Origin of the sequence: uncultured Sulfitobacter sp. (genome assembly GCF_947499945.1) — a bacterium.
Taxonomy (GTDB): Bacteria; Pseudomonadota; Alphaproteobacteria; order Rhodobacterales; family Rhodobacteraceae; genus Sulfitobacter.
Window position 1 is genome coordinate 600,130 of sequence record NZ_CANMQD010000001.1, and the last position, 14,392, is coordinate 614,521.

General features: G+C 59.1%; 15 protein-coding genes. 6 read left to right on the forward strand and 9 right to left on the reverse strand.

Annotation, left to right across the window (positions count from 1 at the left end; genetic code table 11):
* Both Q0775_RS02795 and Q0775_RS02800 read left to right on the forward strand, forming a co-directional pair.
* On the forward strand, positions 1-882 hold the full coding sequence (locus tag Q0775_RS02795) for a carbohydrate ABC transporter permease (RefSeq protein ID WP_298857801.1): 882 nt from the start codon (positions 1-3) through the stop codon (positions 880-882).
* Between the two features lie 4 nt (positions 883-886).
* Positions 887-1,888 carry an ester cyclase gene (locus Q0775_RS02800; protein WP_298857802.1) on the forward strand — a complete coding sequence of 334 codons (1,002 nt, stop codon included), beginning with the start codon at positions 887-889 and terminating at the stop codon, positions 1,886-1,888.
* Here Q0775_RS02800 and Q0775_RS02805 read toward each other — a convergent pair.
* The 6 genes from Q0775_RS02805 to Q0775_RS02830 form a co-directional block, all read right to left on the reverse strand.
* A complete protein-coding gene (locus Q0775_RS02805) occupies positions 1,885-3,846 on the reverse strand; it encodes a prolyl oligopeptidase family serine peptidase (protein WP_298857803.1) in 1,962 nt (653 codons plus the stop codon). The two genes, Q0775_RS02800 and Q0775_RS02805, sit on opposite strands and share 4 nt — an antisense overlap.
* Positions 3,847-4,052: 206 nt before the next feature.
* Positions 4,053-6,293: a phosphoenolpyruvate--protein phosphotransferase gene (gene ptsP / locus Q0775_RS02810; RefSeq protein WP_298857804.1), complete on the reverse strand. Its 2,241-nt coding sequence runs from the start codon at positions 6,291-6,293 to the stop codon at positions 4,053-4,055.
* 174 nt (positions 6,294-6,467) lie between these two features.
* A complete protein-coding gene (locus Q0775_RS02815; protein WP_298857805.1) occupies positions 6,468-7,706 on the reverse strand; it encodes an aspartate kinase in 1,239 nt (412 codons plus the stop codon).
* A 62-nt stretch (positions 7,707-7,768) separates the two neighbouring features.
* A complete protein-coding gene (locus Q0775_RS02820; RefSeq protein ID WP_298857806.1) occupies positions 7,769-8,413 on the reverse strand; it encodes an SDR family oxidoreductase in 645 nt (214 codons plus the stop codon).
* Positions 8,414-8,430: 17 nt separating this feature from the next.
* Positions 8,431-8,859, reverse strand: coding sequence for a DUF1178 family protein (locus Q0775_RS02825; protein ID WP_298857807.1), 429 nt, complete (start codon positions 8,857-8,859; stop codon positions 8,431-8,433).
* Between the two features lie 61 nt (positions 8,860-8,920).
* Positions 8,921-9,403: an NUDIX hydrolase gene (locus tag Q0775_RS02830; RefSeq protein WP_298857808.1), complete on the reverse strand. Its 483-nt coding sequence runs from the start codon at positions 9,401-9,403 to the stop codon at positions 8,921-8,923.
* Between the two features lie 68 nt (positions 9,404-9,471).
* On the opposite strand from Q0775_RS02830, the gene modA reads away from it, so the two are divergent.
* The 3 genes from modA to modC are packed head-to-tail and all read left to right on the forward strand — an operon-like array spanning position 9,472 to position 12,019.
* Positions 9,472-10,254, forward strand: coding sequence for a molybdate ABC transporter substrate-binding protein (gene modA / locus Q0775_RS02835; RefSeq protein WP_298857810.1), 783 nt, complete (start codon positions 9,472-9,474; stop codon positions 10,252-10,254).
* Complete coding sequence (gene modB / locus Q0775_RS02840; RefSeq protein ID WP_298857811.1) at positions 10,251-10,943, forward strand: molybdate ABC transporter permease subunit; 693 nt, start codon at positions 10,251-10,253, stop codon at positions 10,941-10,943. Before modA ends, modB begins: the two co-directional genes overlap by 4 nt.
* On the forward strand, positions 10,940-12,019 hold the full coding sequence (modC, locus tag Q0775_RS02845) for a molybdenum ABC transporter ATP-binding protein (protein WP_298857812.1): 1,080 nt from the start codon (positions 10,940-10,942) through the stop codon (positions 12,017-12,019). The genes modB and modC overlap by 4 nt, the downstream gene beginning before the upstream one ends.
* 53 nt (positions 12,020-12,072) lie before the next feature.
* On the opposite strand, the gene Q0775_RS02850 is transcribed toward modC, so the two are convergent.
* From Q0775_RS02850 to Q0775_RS02860, 3 genes are all read right to left on the reverse strand, one after another.
* Positions 12,073-12,330, reverse strand: a complete 258-nt coding sequence (locus Q0775_RS02850; protein WP_298857813.1) for a hypothetical protein — start codon at positions 12,328-12,330, stop codon at positions 12,073-12,075.
* Positions 12,331-12,392: 62 nt separating this feature from the next.
* Positions 12,393-13,154, reverse strand: coding sequence for an EcsC family protein (locus tag Q0775_RS02855; protein WP_298857814.1), 762 nt, complete (start codon positions 13,152-13,154; stop codon positions 12,393-12,395).
* Between the two features lie 45 nt (positions 13,155-13,199).
* Positions 13,200-13,685, reverse strand: a complete 486-nt coding sequence (locus Q0775_RS02860; protein ID WP_298857815.1) for an N-acetyltransferase — start codon at positions 13,683-13,685, stop codon at positions 13,200-13,202.
* A gap of 90 nt (positions 13,686-13,775) precedes the next feature.
* On the opposite strand from Q0775_RS02860, the gene Q0775_RS02865 reads away from it, so the two are divergent.
* Complete coding sequence (locus Q0775_RS02865; RefSeq protein ID WP_298857816.1) at positions 13,776-14,381, forward strand: flavin reductase family protein; 606 nt, start codon at positions 13,776-13,778, stop codon at positions 14,379-14,381.
* Positions 14,382-14,392 lie beyond the last annotated feature (11 nt).

Below are 14,392 nucleotides of genomic sequence, written 5' to 3' on the forward strand. Positions count from 1 at the left end.
ATGGCTATCGCATCCAAACGCCGCTCGACACCGCTGGTCCTCATCTCCTCCGTCCTCGTTCTGGCGTGGATCGTGGTCGCGGCTTTCCCGTTCCTGTGGACCCTCTGGGGCTCGTTCAAAGTCCAAGGGGACTTCTTTTCAAAAGCCGACTGGATGAACGCCCTCTGGGGCACCCGCACGGTGATCGAGACCGGCGCGCCCTTCACAGGCGCAGGCTATGAGGGCGCATGGATCGAGAAGGAATTCTGGCGTGCAGCCCTGAACACAGGCATCATCGTGTTCTTCACCGTCATCATCTCACTCACCCTTGGCACGCTGGGCGGCTACGCACTTGCGCGCTCTGGATACCGCTACGCCTTCTGGCTGCTGATGCTGGCGCTTGTCTTCCGCGCCATGCCACACATCACGCTTGTTTCGGGCTATCTACTGCCCTTCTTTGAGTGGAACCTCTGGGGCCATATCCCAACCACCATCGTCGTGCTTGTCGCCATCAACCAGCCCTTCACCCTCTGGATGCTCCACTCCTTCTTCCTCAACATCCCCAAGGATCTGGACGAAAGCGCTATGGTCGACGGCTGCACACGGTTCCAAGCGTTCCGCCATGTCATCGTACCTGTCATGTGGCCCGGTGTGATCACCACGGGGCTGTTCTCCTTTCTGCTGGCCTATAACGACTTCACCGTGACGGCCCTGCTGCTCAATCAGGAGAACCAGACGATGATCCCTAAGATTGCCAGCTTCCTTGGCTCGACACAGGTTGAAGGGAATGTGATGTTCGCCGTTGCCGCCGTTGTCTCGGCCACCGCACCGCTGTTCGTCCTCATCCTGTTTTTCCAACGCCAGATCGTCAGTGGCCTCACCGCAGGCGCGGTAAAGGGGTAGCCCCATGTCCGACTTCCAAAACGCAAAAGCGGTTGTCCGTGCCTATCAAGCTGCCGTGATTGCAGCCGCCCCCGATGCCGTGGCTGATGCCTTGGCCACCCACACCAGCGCTGATTATCTCTGGCGCGGCATGCACCCCTTTGACATTTGCAACGGTGCTGCCGAAGTGGCCGAGGTCTTCTGGACCCCCCTCAAAACCACCCTCACTTCACTCACACGCCGCGAGGATATCTTTATGGCAGGGCGCAATCAGATGGATGATTTCAAATCCGTCTGGGTTGTCTCTATGGGCCACCTCATGGGCCTGCATGACACTCCGTGGCTGGGCATCCCCGCAACCCGCAAAATGGCCTTCTTGCGCTACGCAGAGTTCTCACGCGTCGAGGATGGCAAGATCACAGAAACGGCCCTCTTTTGCGATATCCCGCATCTTATGGTGCAAGCAGGCGTAAACCCCTTCCCGCCCCAAACCGCCGCCCATCTGGTGCAACCCGGCCCTCTTACCCACGCAGGTATCATGGACACCCCCCAAGACCCCTCCGAGGGCGAGAAAACCCTCGCCGTGATCAACGCCATGATCAACGATCTGGGAACATGGCAATCAGGCCTCCCGCTCGTGGAGGAACTGGCCCGCACGTGGAACGACGATATGATCTGGTGGGGACCCGCAGGCATCGGCGCGACCTACACGATTGACCGCTACGCGGAGCAGCACGCTGGCCCCTTTCGCGCCAGCTTCACCAACCGCACAGGCACGGGCCATCTGTGCCGACTGGCCGAGGGCGAATTCGGCGGCTTCTTCGGCTGGCCAAACTTTACTGCCACTGCGACAGGCGGTTTTATGGGCCTGCCTGCAACAGGCAAAACAGGCGAATTCCGCGTGGTCGATATCTACCGCCGCGGCGGAGAAAAACTCTCCGAGAACTGGATCTTCATGGACCTGCTCCACTGGCTGCACGGTCAGGGCGTGGATGTGCTGGGCCGCATGAACGCAGGCGCGCGCTAGTCGATAAAGGCTGGCGCACGCTCGGCAAATTCAAATCCGCCAGAACGCCCTCCGACCTGCTCGGCCAGAAACTCCTCGATGAGCCGCGCACGACGCAGATGGTCACGCCAGCTGCTCATGCCGTGGCCCGCCTCCTCGAAATAATGGGTCACCACTGGTGCATCTGCTGCCTCCGCCGCCTTTTCGAAATCCCTGACCTGCTGGATCGCTGTGATCTGGTCCTTCACGCCCCCTAGCACCATGATCGGACCATGGATTTCCGCCACCCGATTGATCGGCGAATATTCCCGCATCATCGCAAGGTCATCGTCATTCTCGATCCGGCCAAAATACCGCCACCAGACGTTCAGCCCGTTCTCCCAAAAGCCCGGGTAGTGCCGTGTCTGGAATTCCGCATCCAGCATCGGAAACTCGACAATCGCGGCATCAAACAGACCGGGATCACGCGTCATCGCCATCGCAGCGGCATACCCGCCATAGCTTTCGCCCATCACGACCAGCGCATCCGTATCGGCCAGCCCCTGCGCCACCAGCCAGTTCGCCGCGTCTGTTATGTCATCCTGCATCGCGCGGCCAAATTCCTTGAACCCTTTGGATTGGAACGCCTTCCCGAAACCTGTCGAGCCGCGATAATTCACCGCCAAAACGCCGTAGCCGCGGTTCACTAGCATCTGCGTGAAATGCCCGTATCCAACCTCAATATGCAGCGCAGGACCGCCATGTACATAAACGATAAAAGGCACAGGCCCCTCCACACCTTTCGGCAAGGTCATCACGGCAGGTATCTCCAACCCGTCGCGGGCGGTGTAGGTCACCGCCTTCTCCAACACCAGATCATCGCCGTAGCCCCGCAGCGGATGCTCGGACAGAGTGACATAGGATTTCTCCTCCAGATCAATCAGCAAAAAAACATAGGACTGGCTCTGCACCGACAATGCTTGGGTCACATAGCGCCCGGAGGCGGTCGGGACGGTTGCCCCCAGACTGACAGGCTGCGCGAACTGCGCCAAAACATCCAGAAACGCCTGCCCCCGCTCGGTCAACGCCTTACGCTCATGGGTATTTGCACCCATCTGGATCACATCAGGCTCCCCCTGATGGGTGAGCGCGATGGTCCACCCGATATCGGCGTCAGGGTTCTCAATAAGCACAGTTTCCTCGCCCGTATCCACGTCAAAGGACACCATCGCCGCCTTATCGCGCCCCCGTGCCGAGCGCACAAGAAGCGTCCCATCACTACGCACCGCAGACAGGGGCCAGAACACATCGTTCAAGCTGATATCAATCAAGTTGCGCCAGCCATCTTCAGTCTTCCGCATGAGCCGCTCTGTTGCGGGATCAAGGCTGTCGAGACGCAGCACAGGGGCTATGTCCGCATCAAAAACCCAATACCGCGTCTTGTCCGTGCCATCGGCAACTTGCTCCGCGCTCTGCCCGTCCTGCGAGACAAGCCACATGGCGGGTGTCGCACTCGGCGAAGTCCTACCCCATGTCAGGATCGTCATCTCGTCATCTGTAGCGATCCGGTTCTTCGCCCAGCCCCCCGACAGGCGCACTGGACTGGTCCGCTTCCAGTTCTTGCGCTCGGGCGCAACTGGATCAACTTCCCAATCCTGACCCTCAAAAATGAACCGCAACAGCGGCTTGCTCGGATGCCAGCGCAGAGCTGACAGACCAAGCGGCAACTCACCGAATGTCTCCGTCCCGCCCACTTCGCGTACCAAAAAACTGCGCCCGGTGATGGTCGCCCGCTCGAAAACGACGAATTTGCCATCAGGGGACGCGACGTGGTTTGAATCGAGGTTGGGGTTGGCAAAGAACGTCCGCGTCGGAATGAGCGGCGGCAGATCGCTCGCCTTCAGCCCTGCATGTGTCGCCCCACGATCAAGCGTCGCGACATAGCCACCCGCACCCAACAACAGCACACAGGCCGCCACTCCGATAAGTATTTTCTTCAATCCAACCAGCCTTTTACGAGAGTATCTGGCAAGAATGCTAGCATAGCGTGAAGATTCAACAAGGCTCTTTAAGGTGCTAATTGTGCAGGCGGGTGAAAAACTTATCAACAGATCAGCAGATTATGTTGATAACCCGAGATATTCAAACCCCGCCAGTGGATTACCTGTGGCAGCTAAAGTAGAATACCTAAAGGATATCCACAGCCTCAATACTGCGTCCGCAGATAGGCCATCACAGAGTCGCGCACAGACATTTCCCCCCGCGCGCGCGCATCCTCAATCACCGCACGCACTTCGCCCAGATCACAGCGCCGCAGCAGGCTCTTTACAGGCCCGATAGAAGCAGGGCGCATGCTCAAGGTCCGGAACCCGATCGCCGCAAAGCAAAGCGCCTCAACAGGCCGCCCTGCATCCTCCCCACAAAACGAAACAGGCGTGTTGGAGGCCTCACAGCGTTTCACAATGCCCTCCAAAAAGGTCAGAAAACTCACGTTCAACGTGTCATACCGCTTGCGCACCCGTTCGTTCTCACGGTCCGCCGCAAAGAAAAATTGCTTCAAGTCGTTGCCCCCAATCGACAAAAACTCGACTTCCTCAAAAAACTTATCCGGCGCAAAGGCCAAACTCGGCGTTTCCAGCATCGCCCCCACTTCGATCGAGGACGGCACCACATGGCCCAGCTTCTTCTCCCGCACCAGCGTTTTGTCCACTTCGGCACGCGCCGCGCGGTACTCCTCGAACTGCGCCACAAAGGGGAACATCACCGTCAGCGGCCCACCATTGGCCGCCCGAAACAACGCCTGCAACTGCATCCGCATGATACCGGGTTTATCCAAGCCCACGCGGATCGCCCGCCACCCAAGCGCAGGGTTCGGCTCGTCGTTGGGCTTCATATAGGGCAGCACCTTGTCCGATCCGATGTCGAGCGTGCGAAAAACCACCCGTTTACCCTGCGCCGCGTCCAGGACACGCTTGTATAATTCGCTCAATTCGGAGCGTCTGGGCATCTGATTACGTACTAAAAATTGTAATTCTGTGCGGAATAGACCAACACCCTCCGCACCAGAGCTTTGCAAGGATGGCAGGTCCGCCATCAGACCCGCATTCATTTGCATCCCGATGATATTGCCGCATTTGGTCTCGGCAGGCTTGTCACGAATGGAGGTATAGCGCTCCTGCGCCGCCGCCTGCATTGCGATCTTATCCCGAAATGCCGTGGCCACATTGTCCTCGGGGCGCAAATGCACAATTCCCTGCTCCCCGTCGATCATCACATGATCCCCGTTAAGCGCCTCATTCGTAATCCGTCCCGCATGCACGATCAGCGGAATCGCAAGCGCCCGCGCGACAATCGCCGCATGCGACCCGACAGACCCCTGCTCCAATACGATTCCGCGCAGGCTGCGCCCGTATTCCAGCAACTCCGCAGGCCCGATATTGCGCGCCACGAGAATCGGATCACTCGGCATTTCTGCACCCGTATTGGATCCTTGCCCCGTCAATATCCGCAACAAACGGTTCGACAAATCATCCAGATCGCTCAACCGCTCGCGCATATAGCTGTCCGAGGACTGCCCGATACGAGACCGCGCCAGCGATTGTTCTTTCTCCACAGCCGCTTCCGCCGACAAACCTTGTACAATATCCGCCTGCATCCGCTGCATCCAGCTTTTGGAATTTGCGAACATGCGGTATGTCTGGATCACTTCTTGCTGGTCTTTATCGCCCAGCGACATGCCCATCATCTGGTCCACACTCAGCCGCAGCGTATCCACCGCTTCCGTCAGACGCTCCGCTTCACGCTCAGGATCGTCCGAAATCAAATTCGACACGACAACACGCGGTTCGTGCAACCAGATATGGCCCTCGGCCACACCCTCTTGCGCAACTGTCCCGCGCAGCAAAACCGGCTGGCTGTGGCGGGCCGACATGGCCGCGCCCTCACCCACAAAGGCACCCAATTCCGTCATCTCGGCCAACACCATCGCCACAACTTCGAGAGCATACTCCTCGTCAGGATTGAACTCCCGTGCGGTTTTAGACTGCACGACCAGCACGCCCAAAGTGTCGCCCAACCGTTGGATCGGCACACCAAGAAAACTCGAGAAAATTTCCTCGCCTGTCTCGGGCATATAGCGAAAGCCTTTGGCCTGTGGCGCGTCAGGTGTATTGATCACGCGCCGCCGCTTGGCCACGCGCCCCACAAGGCCCTCACCCATCTTCATGCGCGTCTGATGTACGGCGTCCTTGTTCAAACCCTCGGTCGCACAAAGCTCAAGCGTGTCCTCATCCCGAAACAGATAGATCGAGCAGACTTCACACCCCATCGAAGTCGCGATCAAATTCGTAATTTTGTCTAGCCGCGCCTGACCCGCATCGTCGCCCGCCATCGCATCCCGCAGACGCCCTAGCAGCTTGCGACTGTCGCTTTCTGTCCGTTCTGCCATGCTGCTCCCCAGTCATTGCCTGATTGCGATCATATCCCCTTTGCAACCGGATGGGGAGAGAGAAACATGCAATCAACATGAATGGGTTTCACTGCAAAAAACGAGTTAAAGCATTACCTTAAATATCTCAATTAAATTATTGAATTTATTGTATAAATTATTAAAAAAACAGGCTTAACCAGCTTTATCCAACTCAAACGCATCATGCAGCGCCTGCACGGCAAGCTCCATGTATTTACGGTCAATCAGAACACTTATCTTGATCTCGGAGGTAGTGATGACTTTGATGTTCACCCCTTCATCCGAAAGCACCTTGAACATCTTGGCCGCAACACCTGTATGGCTCCGCATCCCGATACCCACGACCGATACCTTGGCAACCCCCTCATCCGCGATCAGCTCATCATAGTTAATCACGCCGTCCTTGGCCGCCTTCTTCATTGCTACATCCGCACGCTTGACTTGATCGACAGGACACGACCATGTCATGTCTGTGCGTCCCTCTTCGGCAATGTTCTGAACGATCATATCGACATTCACGCCGCCTTCGCTCAGCGCGCCAAAGATGGCCGCCGCGATGCCCGGACGGTCTGCAACCGACACCAGCGTCATTTTCGCCTCGTCGCGGCTGAACGCCACACCCGCTACTACATTGCTTTCCATGATTTCCTCCTCATCACAAACGAGCGTGCCAGCATCGTCCGATTGTTCCTCAAAACTGCTCAACACCCGCAGCTTAACCTTATAGCGCATCGCCAACTCAACAGAACGCGTTTGCAATACTTTCGCACCCAAAGACGCCAGTTCCAGCATCTCCTCGAACGAGATCTTATCAAGTTTACGTGCCTTGGCCTCAACCCGTGGATCAGTGGTATAAACTCCGTCCACATCTGTATAAATATCGCACCGCTCGGCCTCAAACGCCGCAGCAAAAGCCACCGCAGTCGTGTCAGACCCACCGCGCCCCAACGTTGTAATCCGACCCTCAGGGCTCACCCCTTGGAAACCCGCAACAACCGCCACACGCATACCATCGGCAAACTTCGCCATGATATTCTCGGGCGGGATCGCCTCAATCCGCGCGGCGGCATGGGTTGATGTGGTCTGTACCGGCACCTGCCAGCCCTGCCAACTGCGGGCAGGTACGTCCATCTCTTGCAACGTAAGTGCCATAAGCCCCGCCGTCACATTTTCGCCCGACGACACAACCGCATCATATTCGCGTGCGTCATACATCGCAGAAGTTTCATTGACCCAGCCAACCAACTCGTTAGTTTTGCCCGACATTGCGGAGACAATGACGATCACGTCATAGCCTTTGGCCACTTCCACGCCCACTCGTTTCGCCGCGCGGCGGATACGGTCCAATGTGGCCACCGAAGTGCCACCGAATTTCATCACCAATACAGGCATCTGACCCTCGTCCTATTGCTCGGGCCGCGTTTACGCGAGGGACGCGGCCTGCGCAACAAAGATCAGTAGGGGTGCGGGCGGCCGTCCCATGTCTCGAAACATCCCGTTGTCTCGAGGTTCAGCGCCGCAAACCGCTCCACCAGCCCCGCAACAGACGCGTCCACGGTGATCGCGGCCGTCTCCCCGCCCATATCCGTCTGGACCCAGCCGGGGTGATAGATGCCCACCGCAATTCCCTCATCCTTCAGATCAACCGCCAGATTGCGCCCCAGATTAAGCGCCGCCGCCTTACTTGCGCGGTAGATATAGCTGCTGCCAGAGGCGATCTCGCTTGATCCCATCTGTGACGAAATGATCGCAATGCGCGGATTACTTGCACGCCGCAGATGCGGCAACAGCGCCTGAATGCTCAGGAACACACCCGTCACATTGGTCGCAAAACTCTGCGCCCACAAATCAGCACCAAAACCCGTCTCAAGGTCATCACCACGGTCCAGAAACACCCCAGCATTACACACCAACAACTCGACAGGCTTGTCGCCCAGCGCCGCCGCCATTTCCGTATGGCTGCTCGGATGCGTCACATCCAGCGTGATATCCCCCATTGGCGAGCGGCTGGTCCCCGCCACATCAAGTCCCTGCGCCCGGTAATGCTCAGCAAGACCTGCCCCGATGCCACGGCTCGCGCCTGTTATCACAACTGTCATCTGAATGTTCCTTTGGGTTATTGTAGCTTTTGCTTTGCTTTGAATGGCAACGGCACAACCGGCACGCCGTCTTCGATCAAGGCTTTTGCCTCCGCCAGGCTCGCTTCGCCATAGATAGACGTCTCGGGCGATGTCCCCTCATGCATTTCACGTGCGGTTTGTGTGAACTTGCCGCCCACATAGGTCGCATTTCCCTCAACCTGCTTGCGCATCTGCGCAATGGCCACATCCGCGTCCACTTCGCGCTCGGATTCGGCCTTTGGCTCGGTCGCCACTTCGGTTTTGCCCACCAGCCGGGGCGCCATGAGCGCTTTGGACACATCCGCACTGCCACATGCCGCGCAGGTTACATGCCGCGCCTTGACCAACGCATCAAACGCCTGCGCCGACTGGAACCAGCTCTCAAACGCATGTCCATCCCGACATCTTAGCGCATAACGGATCATCGGCTCACGTCCCTGTCTGTGTGTGCTCTCGCCTCACGATGTGTCACGCCGCCCCGATTGGTCAAGAAGCCTCAACAGCTGCGGGTGCCGATTTCGGCGGAGAAAAGCCGGCAATCAGCTTGGACAAACCCCGCTCACTCACCATCTTGGCCGCTTTTTTGCGCGATACCCACTTACGCCTCCTGTCCTTGCGCTCAGGAAATTTCTTCTTTAGTGCCTTGACCTTAACGGGATAGATCATTGCCAAACAGGGGATATCTTCCTCTCCCTCACGCAGCCGCGCATAGGAATAGACACCCAAGCAGGCATCACTCGCCTTGCCCACCACGCCCGCTTCTTCCCACGCTTCCGTGAGCGCACATTCTGCCGGGGTTTTGCCATCCATGGGCCAGCCTTTGGGCACAATCCAGCGTTTGCGCCTGCGCGATGTGATCAACAATATCTGCACTTTGCCGCGCCGCTCGCGCCAACACAGCGCGGCAAACTGTGTCCGCGCGCTGCCCTTTGCTCCGCCATGTAACGAGATCGGCAATTGCTTTGCCATATCGCGAAACCCATCCTTGAAATACCGCTCAAGCCCCTGTCATAGAGGGTTTTCCCCGTGAGCACCAGATGGGACCCGATGATGCTCCGGCCCCCCTTGCAGCAGCCCCCCGCTTGGCGGATAGTCACCCGCATATGCGTACCCTCATTGCCCTTCTTTTCGCGATCCTTACCCTGCCTGCGCAGGCGCAAAACGTGACGGTCTTCGCTGCTGCCTCGCTGCGCGATGCCCTGACCGAGATTATAGCGGAGTACCCCGCCGAAGTTACGCTCTCCTTCGCAGGCTCAGGCACCCTCGCCCGCCAGATCGCCGCAGGTGCGCCCGCCGATGTGGTCATCCTCGCCCACCGCGACTGGGCCGACTGGATGGCAGACCAAGACCTCATTCTGAAGGAAACCCGCACAGAGGTCGCAGGCGGCCAGCTTGTCCTTATCGGCGGCCCCAATGCCGCCCTTATCCCCAATCCAACTGCGCAAACGCTTAACTCAGCCCTGAACAGTGGCCGCCTCGCCATGGGCCAGCGCGACGGCGTCCCCGCAGGCAGCTACGCCCGCCAATGGCTCTGGCACATCGGCGCATGGGATGCGATCCTCCCCCAGATCGCCGAGACGGACAACGTGCGTGCTGCCCTTGCCCTCGTGGCCCAAGGGGCCGCCCCCCTTGGCATTGTCTATGCCTCTGACGCCATGGCGGAATCGCGGGTGAAAATCCTTTACACGATTCCGTCCGACACCCATGCCCCCATCCGCTACCCCGCCGCCGCCATCACCGAGGCGGGCCGCCCCTTTCTCACCCACCTCACGACACCTGAGGCAACCGCAGTCTTCACCAAATATGGCCTCACCCCATGACGCTGGACGCAGTTGCATGGGACGCCCTGCGCCTCTCGCTTTGGGTTGCGGTCTGGGCCACAGTCATCGCCGTTCCATTGGCGCTCTGGATCGCATGGATACTGGCCCGAAAGGAATTCTGGGGCAAATCCCTGCTCAACGCCCTCGTGCATCTCCCCCTCGTCCTGCCCCCCGTGGTCACAGGCTACGTCCTTCTCGTTCTTTTCTCCCCCAACGCCCCCGCAGGTGCTGCACTCGCCACCATCGGCCTCACGCTGGCATTCAAGTGGACAGGTGCGGTCCTCGCGGCCATCGTCATGGGCTTTCCGCTGATGGTCCGCGCCATGCGCCTCGCATTCGAGGCCGTAGACCCCAAAATCGAAGACGCCGCCGCAACATTGGGTGCATCGCGTCTAAGCGTCTTCACCCGCGTCACCCTGCCCCTCATCGCCCCCGGCATCCTCGCAGGCTCCGTCATGGGCTTTGCCAAGGCGATGGGCGAATTCGGTGCCACCATCACCTTTGTCGCTAACATTCCGGGCCAAACCCAGACCCTACCCATCGCCATATGGACCGCCCTGCAAATTCCGGGCGGTGAGGGCAAAGCCGCCGCAATGGCGCTTCTTTCTTGTACAGTCGCCCTCGGCGCCGTCTTCCTCTCCGAATGGCTGGCGCGGCGCGTTGCACTCCGCATCGCAGGTGCCCCATGAAACTCCGCCTCAAACACCACTTCTCCGACTTCACTCTTGATCTCGATCTTGAGGCAGGCAGCGGCATCACCGCCCTCTTTGGCCGCTCTGGTGCTGGCAAAAGCACGATCATCAACGCCGTCGCGGGCCTGCTGCGCCCAGATGAGGGCCATCTCGAAGTCGGCGGCGAGACCCTCATGGACACCACCCGCAACCTCCACACGGCCCCGCACAAACGCCGCTTTGGCACCGTGTTCCAAGACGCGCGGCTTTTCCCCCACCTCACCGTGGCCCAAAACCTCGATTTCGGCACGCGCTACGCCCCCAAGGGCAGCAATATCCCCCGCAATGACGTCATCGACCTGCTCGGCCTCAACGCCCTCCTCACCCGCGCGCCCAACACCCTGTCGGGTGGCGAGAAACAGCGCACAGCCCTTGGCCGCGCCCTCCTCTCCGCTCCGCGTATGCTCTTGATGGATGAGCCGCTGGCCAGCCTCGACGCCACCCGCAAACACGAAATCCTCCCCTACCTTGAGCATCTGCGCGACGGCCCCCTCAAACTCCCGATCCTTTACGTCAGCCACGCCGTGGACGAGATCACCCGCCTCGCCGACACACTCGTTCTGCTCAAAGATGGAAAAATCGCCGCCCAAGGTCCCCTGCGCGATGTCATGTCCGACCCCGCCGCGGTGCCGCTCATCGGCGTGCGCGAGGCAGGCTCCGTGATCGAAGCAACCGTGCAAAGCCACGACACAGACGGCCTCACCACGCTAAAACTCCACGCAGGCACGCTGGTCCTGCCCGCCGTTACCGCATCCGTTGGGACAAAACTCCGCCTGAGGATCAAAGCGCAAGACGTCATGATCGCCCGCACGCGGCCCACAGATATCAGTGCGCTCAACATCCTCGCCGCCAGCATTACAGGAATTCATGAGGGCACAGGCCCCGGTGTCGCAGTCACCCTCGACATAGGCGGCGAGGTCGTCCTCGCCCGCATCACTCGCCGCGCCGTTATTGCACTCGACCTGCGCGTAGGCACATCGTGCTTTGCCGTGGTCAAATCAACAACAATCGCACCGACCAGCGTCGGGCGCTAACGCCCGCAAATTTCATTGCGCTAACGCCCGCCAAAATCCATTACGCTAATGGCTCAGCGCGTGTCTTTGGTCTTCTTGCGTTTGAAATTACAAACCTTTGTCTTTGATCCATCGCCGTTCTTACGCCACACACAGCCCACATTCTTCGGCTGCGTCTCGTGGATGATAAACTTGCCCCGCTTTTGCTTGGTGAAGGTCTGGTTCGACACATCATTGCCACCAATCCGCACGTTGTTGCCAAACCGCACTTCGGCAGACACGGGCAGCGCAAAGCTGCACACACACGCAACAACAACGGCAAAACGGATCATAGCATACTCCTCTGGTTGACCTCAGTCTGACCCAAGCCTGCTCACCTGACAAGAGCCAGCACTCAGGCCTTCGTCAACAGCAACATCTTCGCCGCCAGCCGCTTGTTCAACTCCTCAGGCGCAACATCCGCCTCGATCGCCAGCTTGCGCAGACCAAAATGCACATGCGCCATATCGTGATAATAACTGGTATAGGCGTAATTCGTCGCTGCCCCTGCAACAGCCCCCAAAACAGGCACCGCTTGCGCCGCCAGCTTCTGCCCCAACACTACCGCCAACCGTGGTGCCACTTTGTGAATAATCGCCTGAACCGCCTTGCCCGACAACGCCAACCGCGCTGTTAGAAAGGCAAGGTCAGACCCGTCATCCTCCGCCAACGGCCCCGCCGCAGAGAAAACTTGCACACAATCAAACCGCACCGACTCAAGCTCTGGATCAAACCCGTGCTCGACCGCCACACCCTCAATCACCCGCAGCAGCAGCGTTGTCGTCACAGGCAGCTCCGCCAACGCCGTAGGCAATCCACCCGCACCCCCCGCAGCCCCAAGGCCCATCGACACGGCAGAGTTCAACCACGCCGCCTGATCAGGCACTTTACCACGGCTCTTATGCGCCGCCGACATCGCGTGATCGAGCGCGCGAACAGTCGCCCCCTCCAACTGCTTGCACACAGATACGGGCAATCGGTCCAGAAGGTTCTCCGCCTGCCCGCCAATAACATTGAGGACATTGATCCCGACCCCACCCGCAGCATTATACCGCCGCGCAATGCGCTCCAGCTCAATTTCCACATCTATCGCGACAGGTAGTTTCATATCACTCATCGGGTTCTCCTCTGCAGTTACATGTGGGCGGACAGGCTGCGTTTTTCAACGCGCGCGCATAACCTCACCCGTCACACCGTCCCACGCACCCTCAACCAATGCACGCCCCAATACCCGCTCGGGGTTGGTCGGCGGCGGCATGATCACACCGTGCAACATCGAAAACCCGTACCGCCCATAATAGGGTGCGTCGCCGACCAGCATCACACGCTCCCACCCCTGCGGGCCCGCATGCTCCATCGAGGTTTGGATCAGCAAACCGCCAAGGCCCTCACCCTGACGCGTCGGATGCACCGCCACAGGCCCCAGCAGCAGCACGTCATGCCCACCCACTGTCACAGGCCAGAACCGGATCGCCCCGCCCAAAATCCCCAAATCATCCCGCGCCACATGGCTCAGGCCCGCAACTGGCGGCACCCCCTCGCGCAAGCGGTAGGACGACAACGCCGTGCGCCCCGGGGCAAAGCATGTGTCATACAGCGCCTCAACCTCCCAGTGGTCATCAGCTGTCTCAGCGGCAAGCTCGTACACGGGCAGCAGTCCTTTAGGGAATTTCTATCTGGTCAGCGGCCTATCACGGCGCTAGCTCTATGTTCAATCACAACAAAAGCGAGCCCGCATATGTTCTACCGCCCCGCAGACGGCCACGACCTGCCTCACAACCCGTTCAACGCCATAGTCACCCCCCGCCCCATCGGCTGGATCAGCACGCGCGACGGGCAAGGGCGCGATAACATTGCCCCCTATTCCTTCTTCAACGGCGTTGCATATGTCCCCCCCCAAGTGATGTTCGCTTCCACAGGTGTCAAAGACGACGTGGACGGCACCAAGGACTCCATGGCCAACATCAAGGAAACAGGCGTCTTCTGCGTCAACATCGTGCAACTCAGCGCCGCGGACGCCATGAACAAATCTTCCGCCACCCTGCCCCACGGCACAGACGAGTTCACACAAGCTGGCATCGCAAAAGCTGAATGCACAGAGATCGACTGCCCACGCGTCGCAGACGCCCCCGCATCGCTTGAGTGCCGCATGACCCAGATCATCCAGATCGAAGGCCAGAGCAATTTTGTCTGCTTCGGAGAAGTCATCGGCATCCACCTGCGCGATGATTGCATTGTAGATGGCCGCTTTGACGTGACGCAATACACCCCGCTCAGCCGCATGGGCTATCGTGATTATACCGCCGTGCGCGAAGTTTTCGAGATCATCCGCCCCGATGATTGATCCTGCCTCCC

What these genes read in the sequence shown, in the direction of transcription:
- Q0775_RS02795 (WP_298857801.1), top strand. Translation starts at nt 1, where the DNA reads ATGGCTATCGCATCCAAACGCCGCTCGACACCGCTGGTCCTCATCTCC.
- Q0775_RS02800 (WP_298857802.1), top strand. Translation starts at nt 887, where the DNA reads ATGTCCGACTTCCAAAACGCAAAAGCGGTTGTCCGTGCCTATCAAGCT.
- ptsP (WP_298857804.1), bottom strand. Translation starts at nt 6,293, where the DNA reads ATGGCAGAACGGACAGAAAGCGACAGTCGCAAGCTGCTAGGGCGTCTG.
- Q0775_RS02815 (WP_298857805.1), bottom strand. Translation starts at nt 7,706, where the DNA reads ATGCCTGTATTGGTGATGAAATTCGGTGGCACTTCGGTGGCCACATTG.
- Q0775_RS02820 (WP_298857806.1), bottom strand. Translation starts at nt 8,413, where the DNA reads ATGACAGTTGTGATAACAGGCGCGAGCCGTGGCATCGGGGCAGGTCTT.
- Q0775_RS02825 (WP_298857807.1), bottom strand. Translation starts at nt 8,859, where the DNA reads ATGATCCGTTATGCGCTAAGATGTCGGGATGGACATGCGTTTGAGAGC.
- Q0775_RS02830 (WP_298857808.1), bottom strand. Translation starts at nt 9,403, where the DNA reads ATGGCAAAGCAATTGCCGATCTCGTTACATGGCGGAGCAAAGGGCAGC.
- modA (WP_298857810.1), top strand. Translation starts at nt 9,472, where the DNA reads ATGGGACCCGATGATGCTCCGGCCCCCCTTGCAGCAGCCCCCCGCTTG.
- modB (WP_298857811.1), top strand. Translation starts at nt 10,251, where the DNA reads ATGACGCTGGACGCAGTTGCATGGGACGCCCTGCGCCTCTCGCTTTGG.
- modC (WP_298857812.1), top strand. Translation starts at nt 10,940, where the DNA reads ATGAAACTCCGCCTCAAACACCACTTCTCCGACTTCACTCTTGATCTC.
- Q0775_RS02850 (WP_298857813.1), bottom strand. Translation starts at nt 12,330, where the DNA reads ATGATCCGTTTTGCCGTTGTTGTTGCGTGTGTGTGCAGCTTTGCGCTG.
- Q0775_RS02855 (WP_298857814.1), bottom strand. Translation starts at nt 13,154, where the DNA reads ATGAGTGATATGAAACTACCTGTCGCGATAGATGTGGAAATTGAGCTG.
- Q0775_RS02865 (WP_298857816.1), top strand. Translation starts at nt 13,776, where the DNA reads ATGTTCTACCGCCCCGCAGACGGCCACGACCTGCCTCACAACCCGTTC.